Annotated in this window: 11 protein-coding genes; 9 read left to right on the forward strand and 2 right to left on the reverse strand. The window is 68.7% G+C overall.

Translation table 11 applies throughout. The features are described from left to right. Position 1 precedes the first annotated feature (1 nt). Positions 2-826, reverse strand: a complete 825-nt coding sequence (locus tag KEG38_RS51635; protein WP_272428320.1) for a hypothetical protein — start codon at positions 824-826, stop codon at positions 2-4. Positions 827-969: 143 nt separating this feature from the next. Between KEG38_RS51635 and KEG38_RS51640 the strand changes: the two genes are divergently transcribed. The 3 genes from KEG38_RS51640 to KEG38_RS51650 all read left to right on the forward strand — a co-directional run bounded on the left by KEG38_RS51640 (position 970) and on the right by KEG38_RS51650 (position 2,305). Next, positions 970-1,275 (forward strand): EthD family reductase, encoded by a 306-nt coding sequence (locus tag KEG38_RS51640; protein ID WP_272428321.1) that lies wholly within the window; start codon positions 970-972, stop codon positions 1,273-1,275. Between the two features lie 32 nt (positions 1,276-1,307). Then, entirely contained in the window at positions 1,308-1,871 is a 564-nt protein-coding gene (locus KEG38_RS51645) for a DJ-1 family glyoxalase III (RefSeq protein WP_272428322.1), read from the forward strand. A 167-nt stretch (positions 1,872-2,038) separates the two neighbouring features. Then, positions 2,039-2,305 (forward strand): hypothetical protein, encoded by a 267-nt coding sequence (locus KEG38_RS51650; protein ID WP_272428323.1) that lies wholly within the window; start codon positions 2,039-2,041, stop codon positions 2,303-2,305. 344 nt (positions 2,306-2,649) lie between these two features. On the opposite strand, the gene KEG38_RS51655 is transcribed toward KEG38_RS51650, so the two are convergent. Further along, the gene (locus tag KEG38_RS51655; protein WP_272428324.1) at positions 2,650-3,735 is read right to left on the reverse strand and encodes a M20/M25/M40 family metallo-hydrolase; all 1,086 of its coding nucleotides are present in this window, start codon (positions 3,733-3,735) and stop codon (positions 2,650-2,652) included. A gap of 149 nt (positions 3,736-3,884) precedes the next feature. Between KEG38_RS51655 and KEG38_RS51660 the strand changes: the two genes are divergently transcribed. The 6 genes from KEG38_RS51660 to KEG38_RS51685 are packed head-to-tail and all read left to right on the forward strand — an operon-like array spanning position 3,885 to position 10,257. Next, positions 3,885-4,613, forward strand: a complete 729-nt coding sequence (locus KEG38_RS51660; RefSeq protein WP_272428325.1) for a TylF/MycF/NovP-related O-methyltransferase — start codon at positions 3,885-3,887, stop codon at positions 4,611-4,613. Between the two features lie 43 nt (positions 4,614-4,656). Next, positions 4,657-5,598: a class I SAM-dependent methyltransferase gene (locus KEG38_RS51665; RefSeq protein ID WP_272428326.1), complete on the forward strand. Its 942-nt coding sequence runs from the start codon at positions 4,657-4,659 to the stop codon at positions 5,596-5,598. A 1-nt stretch (position 5,599) separates the two neighbouring features. Next, on the forward strand, positions 5,600-6,295 hold the full coding sequence (locus tag KEG38_RS51670) for a polysaccharide deacetylase family protein (protein WP_272428327.1): 696 nt from the start codon (positions 5,600-5,602) through the stop codon (positions 6,293-6,295). A gap of 7 nt (positions 6,296-6,302) precedes the next feature. Beyond that, on the forward strand, positions 6,303-7,460 hold the full coding sequence (locus tag KEG38_RS51675) for a glycosyltransferase family 4 protein (RefSeq protein ID WP_272428328.1): 1,158 nt from the start codon (positions 6,303-6,305) through the stop codon (positions 7,458-7,460). A 54-nt stretch (positions 7,461-7,514) separates the two neighbouring features. Further along, positions 7,515-9,299: a DUF3943 domain-containing protein gene (locus tag KEG38_RS51680; protein WP_272428329.1), complete on the forward strand. Its 1,785-nt coding sequence runs from the start codon at positions 7,515-7,517 to the stop codon at positions 9,297-9,299. A 52-nt stretch (positions 9,300-9,351) separates the two neighbouring features. Further along, positions 9,352-10,257 (forward strand): helix-turn-helix domain-containing protein, encoded by a 906-nt coding sequence (locus KEG38_RS51685; protein ID WP_272428330.1) that lies wholly within the window; start codon positions 9,352-9,354, stop codon positions 10,255-10,257. The last annotated feature ends 140 nt before the right edge of the window (positions 10,258-10,397 follow it).

The raw sequence follows: 10,397 nt of genomic DNA on the forward strand, positions 1-10,397 counted from the left end.
GTCAGGGCATGGAAGGCGGCGGCAGGATGCCGACGGCGTCGATCTCGTTGTAGCCGGGCACGGCCTTGGAGTCGAGGTCGATGCGCACGGCGGAGATCTTTGCGCAGGTCAGGGTCGGCACCGAGAGGATGTGCGCGCAGGCCCCAATCGACTTGGGCGCCGGATTGTCGTAAATCACCTTGTCACCGTCGGTGGTGGTGATCGTGACTTTCTTCACGGCGCCCGGGTTGTACGTCTCGTAGATCCAGACCGCTTCGCCCGTCATGGCAGTCGAGAACCCAACGGTCAAGAACTCGCCGTCAGCGTCTTCGGTCAACGTGGCCCAAGCCTTGGACTCGTCGGCTGCATCGGGATAGACATTCGGCGCGCCGAGAGCCTGCTCCGCCGAATACCCTCCCGCGGGAGAGTATTCGGTCGAGACGGCGACCTCCATGTCGGCCCACACCACGCTGGCCGGGGCCTGGATCTCGTTCACGAGATTGGTCACGTTGACGCAACGCTTCGTGTCGTCCACCTCGTCGACGACCTCGCCGTCGTTGCAGAGCGCCATGCTGCCGCCGCCCTGCCCGCCCTGCCCGCCGGTGCCGCCCTGTCCGCCCGTACCGCCCGTGCCACCGGTGCCACCGGTGCCACCGGTGCCGCCGGTGCCGCCGGTGCCGCCGGTGCCGCCGGTGCCGCCCATGCCACCGGCCGCGCCACTGCCGCCGCTGCCAGCGGTCCCGCCGTTGCCGCCGGAACCCCCGGTGTCGTCGCTGCAACCCCCAAAGCACGCGAGCATCACGAGCATCGGGGCCACCATCGAAATTCGTCGCAGATGAAGATTCATTCTATTTGCTCCTTCCGCTGAGAGTGCCCTCACAGGGAAGTCCGGAACGTATCCGGCCGGACGGACTCATGTCAACGCATCGCGACAGCCGCGCGCCGCCCTCGTCCGTGGTATGAATTCTGACCACCCGAGGAGGCCGCCGTATGTATCGCGTCACGATCCTGTACCCGCATGAAGAGGGCAAGCGCTTCGACCTCGACTACTACGTGCAAAAGCACATGCCGCTGGTGAAGTCCTTGCTCGGGCCGTTCGGCTTGAAGAGCGCCGAGGTCGCCGAGGGCCTGCCTCGCAATGGCGCGCCTCCTCTGTTCGTCGTCATGGCGAGCATGACGTTCGACGCCATCGAGGATTTTCAGCGCGGCATGGCCCAGCACGGCCGCGAGATCAACGCCGATCTGCCCAATTACACGGACCTGAAACCCACCGTGCAGATCAGCCGGATCCGCTGACGCGAGGCGCCTCGCGGCACCATTCTCACACCATGACCACAACCCCTCCCCGCGCCCTCGTCCTCCTCGCCGAAGGGGCTGAGGAAATGGAAGCCACCATCAGCGTCGACGTCCTTCGCCGCGCCTCGGTCGAGGTCGTCCTGGCCGGCGTCGACGGTGCGTCGCCGGTCCGTTGCAGCCGCGGCGTCCGTATCGTGCCCGACGTGGCCCTCGCCGAGGTGACGGGCTCGTTTGACGTCATCGTTTTGCCGGGCGGCAAGGGCGGCGCCGAGCGGCTCGCTGCTTCGCCCGCCGTGGGCGCGCTCCTCCGCGCGCAGGCCGAAGCGGGCCGCCTGGTCGCGGCGATCTGCGCGGCGCCGATCGCGCTCGCGGCGCACGGCGTCTTCGCGGGACGCCGCATGACGTGCCATCCCTCCGTGCGCGAGGTCGTCGCGCGTCACGGCAAACACGAGACCGAACCCGTGGTGATCGACGGGTCTCTCGTGACGAGCCAGGGCCCGGGGACGACCTTTTTGTTCGCCCTCACCCTCGTCGAGATGCTCTCGGGTGTTACCACCCGCGACGAAGTCCGCGCGCCGATGATGCTCATTTCGTGACGCATCGTGACGCGATCGAATCGTCAAGAAATGTGTAGCAAAGAGCGGCGGAATCTCGTAGAGTGGACATTCCCCGCACAATGCCCCTGATCACCTCTGATCGGGTTGGGCGGAGTCCTATTCTTGACGCGCGTGTGCTCTCCCCGCGCGACGGGAGGAGTGTTTCCATGGGCTTCCCGCACGGCGAATTCGTTGTCCTCGGCACCGTGGTCCTCGCGGGTATCGCGGGGATGTTATGGCTCGCGGGTCGCGCAGGTGGGGAGACGCCCGAGGAAGCGACGAGCCTGCGGAGCTCGCGCCGGGGAGACGGGGTTTCTCCCGCGGCGAACGCGCGCGGCCGGGACGAGGACGTCGAGGAGCCCGTCCCCGAGAGCGGAATCCGCGTCAAGCAGGGCGCGCGCGTGCGGCGCGTCGATGTTCGGCAAGGCGGTTGAGAGGGGGCACTGGTCTCTTCTTGGGGCCGCCGCGCCGGGGCGCTGCCCCGGGCCCCGCGGGGGCTGTTCGCCCCTCGACCCGAACCAGCGCAAGCGCTGGACTCGTGATGGAAGAACTGCGCGGTGCGCAGTTCTTCCATCGGGCCCGTTGGAAGACCAGGAACAGCGTTGTCGATCGAAAGGGCAGCGCGGCTGTTTTGGTCGGCAGGATCGTAGCTGGTCTTGATTCGGCCTGTTCGATGAACTGCGCATCGCGCAGTTCATCGACCCCGGGTCCAGCGCTTGCGCTGGTCCGGGTGCAGGGGCGGATAGCCCCTGCTGGGGTCCGGGGTGAAACCCCGGCGCTACGCTGCGGAGGCCCGCGCGATCACCTGACTGAATACCTCGACGGCCCAATCGAGGTCACTCTTCATCACGAATTCGTCCGGGGCATGCGCCTGCGCGATGTCGCCGGGGCCGATCACCACCGCGTCGATGCCCGCGACCGAGAAGAGCGCGGCTTCGGTCCAGAACGGCAGCGTCGCTTCGGCGCGCGGGAGCGAGCCGAGCAGCGCGCGGAACGGCTCGACGTCGCGGGTTTCGAACGGCGACATCGAGAGCTCCGTCCGCGTCACGATCCCCTCGCCCGCCGCGCGTGCGCTCGCCTCGACCTCGGCCTCGAAGGCGGCCGCGTCGAACCCGGGCGGCGGGCGCACCGAGAACGAGAGCGCGGCCCGGTTCGGCACCACGTTGAACGCGACGCCGCCCTCGATCGCCGCGACGTTCAGGCAAAGCCCCTTCATGTCGGCGGGCCCGCGATCGAGCCAGCGCCGGCCGATCTCGTCGAGCCCGACCGCGAGCCGCGCCATCGTGACGATCGGCTTCGGCATGTGATCGGCGCCCGACGAGTGCCCGCCGCGGCCCATCACCTCGGCCGACAGCGCCACGCAGCCGCGATGCCGTACGCCCACCGTGCGTCCCGTCGGCTCGCAGACCACGGCGCGCCGCACGACCTGGGCCCACGGGCTCGCCAGGAAATGCCGGATGCACGTGCCCGTCCTTTCCTCGTCGCCGGAGAAGACCACGCCCACGTTGCGCGGCTTCTTGCCTTCGAGCGCGACGAGCGTCGCGGCGATCGCGCCCTTCGTGTCCGCCGCGCCGAGCCCGATCACCCGATCTGCGGTGACCACGCCTTCCCACGGATCCACGGTCCACCCGCTGTTCGCGGGCACCGTGTCGACGTGCGCGTTGATGATCGTGCGAGGCTCGCCCCAGCGCGCGGCCACGTAGGCGCCCGTTCCTTCGGCGCGCGGCACTTCCACGACGCTGACCTCGTCCGCGCCGAGCTCGGCGAGCGCGCGCGAGAGCATGCGGCAGATCGACGGCTCGTCGCCCCCGGGGTTGTCGGTGCGGTGTCGGATGAGCTCGGCGAGCAGGGCGGCGGGATCCATGGCCGAGCATCCTACCTCGCCGGTCCTTTCGGACAACCGGCGAAAGCTTCCAGGCGCTCCGGGAGGGATGCTAGGCTCGCGCGCGAGACGAGAGCACCCGCTGTGGCATGGCGTCAGGCCCCGGTGCTCGAGGGGGTAGATCCGAGCACATGAAGGCACGAGTCGTGAGCGAGCTGGTACGGGCCAGGGAGCGGGTCAAGAGCCTGCTCCGCTTCCCCCCGCGTCCGGCCATGAGCGCCGACAACCTCTATGCTTATCTGGACGCCCTCTACCAGAAGCGGAACGTCGAAGGCCCTGTCGTCGAGATCGGCGTCGCCAGCGGCGGGACGACCGCGTACGCGTGCGACCTGCTTTCACGGATCGGATGCAAAAAGGAGTATTACTGCTTCGATACCTTCGACGGCTTCGTCGAGGAGCATCTCGACACCGATCACAAGCTTGGCCTCACGCCGAGGCACGACCACAGTTTCCGGGGGCTTTCCCTGGAGCGGGTGCGGGCCAACCTGGCGCGGTGGAGCATTCGTCGGAACATTCATTTCGTGAAGGGGGATATCTGCAAGATCGACGACGCCGAGATCCCCGAGAACATCTCCGTCGCGCTGCTGGACGTGGACCTGCGCGACCCGATCTACGTCGGGCTGAAGAAGCTCACGCCCAAGCTCGCCAAAGGCGGGGTCATCCTGGTCGATGATTGCAAGGCCAACACGTCGTGGGTGGGGGCCGACGTGGGCTACCTCGACTTCGTCCGGGATCACGGCCTCCAGCCCAAGTATTTCCTGGGTTTTGCCGTCGTCGAGAAGACGGACGGCGACGCCCCTTCCCTCTCTTGGTCGTTCTCGCAGACCGCCAACACCACGCCCCAGAACTTCTTCGCCTGAGGTCTTTGACGCGCCTCCGCGCGGGTGATACGTGCCCGCCCGCATGGAGGCCGTTTCCTGCATCTTCTGCGGTGACCGAGGGACGCGCCCGTACCACGCCGAGAACGGTCATCAGGCCGTCGCGTGTAACGACTGCGGCCTCGTCTTCGTCACCCCGCGGCCCACCGAAGGCGAGATGAAGCGCCTCTACGAGGGCCAGGAGACGAAGGTCAACCTCGGCCTCCAGATCCGCAACGTCGAGCGCGCCGTCTACGAGGCCCGCCGCGCCCTCGACCTCATCGGCCGCCACGTCTCCAAAGGCCGCCTCCTCGAGATCGGCTGCGCCGCCGGTTACTTCCTCCGCGAGGCGAGCCTCCGCGGCTTTTCGCCCACCGGCATCGACATCACCGGGCCGTTCGTCCGGTATGCGACCGAGGTCCTCGGCGTCGACGCGCGCGAGGGCACGCTCGCGTCGGTCGAGCTCGCGCCGCGGAGCTTCGACGTCGTCTACCACCGGAACGTCCTCTCGCACCTCGCCTACCCGCTCGACGCGTTCCGCCAGATGCACGGGCTCCTCCGGCCGGGCGGCTGCATGGTCTTCCAGACTGGCAACGTTGCCGAGCTCCCGGGCGAACGCTGGGCCGGCACGAACGAGCTCGATCTGCCCGATCACCTCTACCACTTCGGCGAGAAGCAGCTCCGCTTGCTCGCCGAGCGCACCGGCTTCGAGATCCTCGACGTGCAGCGTTACGCCCTGCTCCTGCACGAGCCCGCCCCACGCGCGGCCCTGCTCCGCTTGCAGTCGTTCTTCCAGACGAACGGCAAACCCGCATCTACCAAGCGGGAAATGGCCGAGCCGTTCGTCGTGCCGAACGAGGTCCCGTCTCGTCGGTTCCTCCAGACGCTCGAGGTCCTCGTGGACGGGTACATCACCTACGACCTCGGCGCCGTGGTTCCCAAGGAGGGACGCCGCGCCACGCTCGTCGTCATCGCCCGGGCTCGCTGACGTGCGCCCCTTCTCGTTCACGCATCGCCCCTTGCGCGCCTTTCGGCGCGGCGTCCGCGCCGCCCGCGCCGCCGTGAGCGGCCTCGTCATGCACGGCCCCGCGCGGCCCGAGGTCGCCCTCACGTTCGACGACGGCCCGAGCCCCGAGCACACCCCGGCGATCCTCGACATCCTCGCCTCGCGCCACGCCCGCGCCACGTTTTTCTTGCTCGGCAGCTCCGTCGAGCGATCGCCCGAGCTCACCCGCCGCGTCCACGCCGAGCAGGAGATCGGCTGCCACTCGTATGCCCACGATCGTTCGGCCGTGAACGATCCCGAGGCGTTCCGTGTCGACACGGAAAAAGCTCTCGACCTCTTCGATCGCACCGTCCGCGCGCGCCCCCGCCACTACCGTTTTCCCTGGGGAAACCCCGGCCGCATCGCCCCGCGCGATGTCGAGCGCCGCTTCGGCATGGTCTGCGTCCACTGGTCCGGCGGCGGTTTCGACGAACGCTCCGACACGGAGGCCATCGTCCGCAACATCGAGGACGCGCTCGAGCCCGGCGCGATCCTCCTGCTCCACGACGGCTGCGCGCCCGGCTCCGTGTACGCGGGCTCCCGCGAGCCCACCGTTCGCGCTTTGCCACGCATCCTCGACGCCCTCGAAGCCCGCGGGCTCCGCTCTGTCACCGTCGGCGAGCTGCTCTCGGCCGGATGAAATCGCCATGAACCGAAAGGCGCCTCCCCGCATCGTCCTCGACGCCCGCGTCCTGCGCGGCGCGCCCGGCGGCGTCGCGACCGTCGTTGCCGCGCTCGTCACTCACCTTCCCGCGCTCGCGCCCGACGTCCCGTTCGTCCTGCTCCGCCATCCCGACGCGCGTGGCCCGCTCTCGCGCGCCCCCAACGTCACCGAGTGGCTCGTCTCCGGCGACCCGAACCACCCGGACTCGCTACTCCGCCTCGGCGTGTGGCTGCGCAAGCGCCTGGGACCGGACGACCTCTTCCACGCGCCGTACCGTGTCCTGCCGTTCGGCGCGCCTGCGAAGAGCGTGCTCACGATGCACGACATCATGCAGATCGCGTGTCCCGAGCTCGTCTTCCCGAACCCCGTCCTTCGCAGGATCCTCGCGCCGTACTGGTCCACCACGATCCGCTCCTCGATCCGCCGCGCCGGCCTCATCCTCGCCGTCAGCCAGCACAGCGCCGACGACACCATCCGCATCGATCCTTCCACCGCGCCGCGCGTCCGCGTCACGCCCCTCGGCGTCGATCCCGTCTTCGCGCCGCTCGACGCATCGGAAGCGCTCTCCCGCACGAAAGATCTCGTCCCCGAAGGCCGCCGGTTTTTCCTGGTCCTCGGCGGCGGCTACCCCAACAAGAACCACGCCGCCGCGGTCCTCGCGTTCGCCCGCGCCTTCACCACGGCCGACGATCTGCACCTCGTCATCATCCAGCGCGAGCGCACCTTCCCGAAGGAGCTCGAGTCCGCCCTGCGCGAGACGGGCCTGCTCTCGCGCGTGCACGTCCAGAGCCGCGTCGGCCTCGCGGCCCTCGTCGGGCTCTACGCCCGCGCCGAGGCGCTGATCTTCCCTTCGCTCTACGAGGGCTTCGGTTTGCCCGTGCTCGAAGCCATGGCGTGCGGCTGCCCCGTCGTTTGTTCGAGCCTCACCTCCGTGCCCGAGGTCGCCGGCGACGCCGCGCTCGTCCGCGATCCGCGTGACCTGTCCGCGCTCGCCGATGCGCTCCGCGCCGTCGCCAAGGACGAGGCCCTCCGGCAGGACCTCCGGGCCCGTGGTCTCACGCGCGCGGCTCGTTTCCGCTGGGAAGACACCGCCAAGCGCACGCTCGACGCCTACCGCGAGATCGCCCCCTGGATCCCCTGACGAGCGGACTCCGCTGACGGGCGCGCGTCTTGCTTGCCTCCCGTGCGAGGCGTCTTGGCGACCGACGCGCGAGCGACGCACGAGAGCAAACAGACGAGCACGAGGCGCATTCGCCGCGCCTTCGCGCGCGTGCTCGTCTGTTCGGTCGGGCTCTTGCCCGCGTCGATCGCGCAGGCGGCCGACCCCGAGCCTCCGCCGCCGGTCCCGCTCGATCCGATCCCGGATCCCGTGCTCGATCCCTTCGCGAATGCCGTCGAGGTCGACGGAGCGCCTGCGCTCGGCCTTCCGCCGCTGCGGCTCTGGCTCTCGCCGGACGCTCCGATCGGCGCGCGGGTGTTTCCGGGCCCGGGGAACGCGCCGCCGCTCGTGCTCGCGGGCGCGGGTTTTTCCTGGGACCTCGATCCGCACCCGTGGCGCGTGCTCCGCGAGCCCCGCTTCCGCTATCGCCTGGCAGCGGGCGCCACGATCGTCGGCCTGATGAGCTACGGCCTCGCGGACTACTGGGTCCACATGAACGACAACAGCGTCGACTGGGAGCTCTCGTGGTCGGCGCCGAGCTTTTACAAAAAAGTCTGGACCCTCGAAGCCGTGCGGTTCGACACGAACAAGTTCGAGACGAACACGTACTCGCACCCCGCCGCCGGCACGATGACGTACCTCGCCGCACGTGGCGCCGGGCTCGGCGCGGGCGAGTCGTTCCTGTTCTCGTTCGGGGGCTCGCTCTTGTGGGAGTACCTCGGCGAGTACCGCGAAAAAGTCAGCCTGAACGACATCGTCCTCACGCCGCAAGGCGGCTTCGCCGTCGGCGAGGCGCTGCACCAGCTCGGTTTGTTCTTCGAGCGCGGCGAGGACAACACGGCGAACAACGTTCTCTCCCTCGTCTTCTCGCCGTTCCATTACCTCCGTCGGCGCCTCGATCATGGGCACGTCACGCGGGCGAAGGCGCTCGACGATCTCGGCTTGCCCGCGGACGCCTGGCATCGCTTCGACGTGCTCGTCGGCGTGAGCGCGGAGACCGGGAAGGACGGCCTGCGCCTGTCGCAGCGCCGTATCGGCGTGAGCACCGAGATCATCGATATCCCGGAGTTCGATCATTTCGGCGAGGTCACGAAGAGCCTCGATCCCGGCGACGTGACGAGCATCCGGCTCGTGGGATCCGTCGACGATCAAGGCGTCGAGCAGCTCGATTTCATCACGCGGGTTTTGCTCGGCGGCGTCTACGATCAGAAGATCGTGCCCGACGGTTACGGCGGCCGGCGCGGATACGCAATCTTCGCCGGCCCCTCGACGGCCTTCAACTACGCAAAGCACCGTCAGGACGGCATGGAGGAGGACAAACTGGGCGTCGCCAACGCGCTCGGCCTGACCGTCGATCTCACGCTCCACCACGGAAAGGCCCGCGCCCGCGCCAGCGTGGACGCCTACGGCGACTTCGGAGCCGTGCATTCGATGGCCGCGTCCGCGTACATCGGTACGCGCGGCGACAAGGGGTTAAAGACCGTGGTCGCGGACAAACGCTACTACTTCGCGCTCGGCGCGACCGTTCGCCCGACGCTCTCGCTTTCGTACCAGCGCTTCGAGCTCGGTGCGCAGCTCACGTACGATTTCTTCGAATCGATCGAGGGGCTCGATCGATTCCAGGAGCGAGTCACGAACGACGTGCACCTGCGGGATCAACGCTCGGGTGAGCGCGTCTGGCTGTCGTATATGCTGCCGAGCGAAAAGCAGCGGCTCGCGTGGGTCGAGGTCGAGCACCTCGATCGGTGGGGTCGGATGGGCTCGTTCCGCGCGTCACACGAGAGCACGAAGTTCCGCGCGGGGATCACGTTTCGGTTCTGAGTCAGCGCTTCCCGGGAACGCGCGCACGCCGGAGTATGCGATGCTAAAGGACATGCGCCGCACGCCTCAGCACCCCCCTCCCCACGTTCTCACGCTGGACGGGTTCGGCGCCGGGGGCTTGCCTTTGCGTGTCGTTCGCATCCCAGGGCAAAAGCGGTCCACGCTGCCGCCCGGGCCGCTCGTCTCGACCTTCTTCATGGTTTTCGTGCTGACTGCGGGAAGGGGGCGAGGCCGTCATCTGGAGCAGGTCGATCTCCATGCCGGGGATATCCACCTCGTCCCCGCGGGCGTGGAGCATCAGCCCCTCGATGTCGGCGACCTGGAGGGATGGATCGTGGGCTTTGATCCGACGCTGCTGAGCGCTCCGGAGCGGCTGCCGGGACGACCACGAATCCGGGGCGATGCGAAGGACGCGCCGGTGCGCAGTCTCTTTCTCCGGGGACTGCTCCGGCTGCGACCCGGAGAGCCCCGGCGGCAGCGAATCGAGCGCCTGGTGGCCGAAATGGATACCGAGCTGCGAGAGGCCCAGTGGGGCGCGGACAACGCCGCGCTCGCATGGTTTACCATCCTGATCACGGAGCTCATGCGCGAGCTTTCAGAGCACGCGCCTCTGGCTCCGCCCATGCTCAGCGGGCTCGTGCACGACGCGCTCAGTTTCATCGAGGCGCACTGTCTGGAGTCCCTCTCGCTGCAGGACGTCGCGTCGGCGGTCGGGCGCACGCCTTCCCACCTGGCCAACGCCATCCGCCGGGAGACAGGGCTGACGGTGGGGGACTGGCTGCGCGAACATCGAATGGCCGAGGCCCGGCGGCGGCTCCTGGAGACGGACGCGAGCATCGAGAGCATCGCAGACCAGGTGGGCTATGCCGACGTCACCCATTTCATCCGCACCTTCCGGCGCGCCCAGGGGATGACCCCCCGGGCCTTTCGCGATCAGCGTCGCCGCACCGGGGCCTGAGACGGAGCATTGGTCTCTTCTTGGCGCCGCCGCGCCGGGGCGCTGCCCCGGACCCCGCGGGGGCTGTTCGCCCCTCGACCCGAACCAGGGCAAGCCCTGGACTCGTGTTGGAAGAACTGCGCGATGCGCAGTTCTTCCAC

Source organism: Polyangium jinanense, from assembly GCF_028435265.1.
In the GTDB taxonomy this organism is placed as follows: Bacteria; Myxococcota_A; Polyangia; order Polyangiales; family Polyangiaceae; genus Polyangium; species Polyangium jinanense.

What these genes read in the sequence shown, in the direction of transcription:
- KEG38_RS51635 (WP_272428320.1), bottom strand. Translation starts at nt 826, where the DNA reads ATGAATCTTCATCTGCGACGAATTTCGATGGTGGCCCCGATGCTCGTG.
- KEG38_RS51640 (WP_272428321.1), top strand. Translation starts at nt 970, where the DNA reads ATGTATCGCGTCACGATCCTGTACCCGCATGAAGAGGGCAAGCGCTTC.
- KEG38_RS51645 (WP_272428322.1), top strand. Translation starts at nt 1,308, where the DNA reads ATGACCACAACCCCTCCCCGCGCCCTCGTCCTCCTCGCCGAAGGGGCT.
- KEG38_RS51650 (WP_272428323.1), top strand. Translation starts at nt 2,039, where the DNA reads ATGGGCTTCCCGCACGGCGAATTCGTTGTCCTCGGCACCGTGGTCCTC.
- KEG38_RS51655 (WP_272428324.1), bottom strand. Translation starts at nt 3,735, where the DNA reads ATGGATCCCGCCGCCCTGCTCGCCGAGCTCATCCGACACCGCACCGAC.
- KEG38_RS51660 (WP_272428325.1), top strand. Translation starts at nt 3,885, where the DNA reads ATGAAGGCACGAGTCGTGAGCGAGCTGGTACGGGCCAGGGAGCGGGTC.
- KEG38_RS51665 (WP_272428326.1), top strand. Translation starts at nt 4,657, where the DNA reads ATGGAGGCCGTTTCCTGCATCTTCTGCGGTGACCGAGGGACGCGCCCG.
- KEG38_RS51675 (WP_272428328.1), top strand. Translation starts at nt 6,303, where the DNA reads ATGAACCGAAAGGCGCCTCCCCGCATCGTCCTCGACGCCCGCGTCCTG.
- KEG38_RS51685 (WP_272428330.1), top strand. Translation starts at nt 9,352, where the DNA reads ATGCGCCGCACGCCTCAGCACCCCCCTCCCCACGTTCTCACGCTGGAC.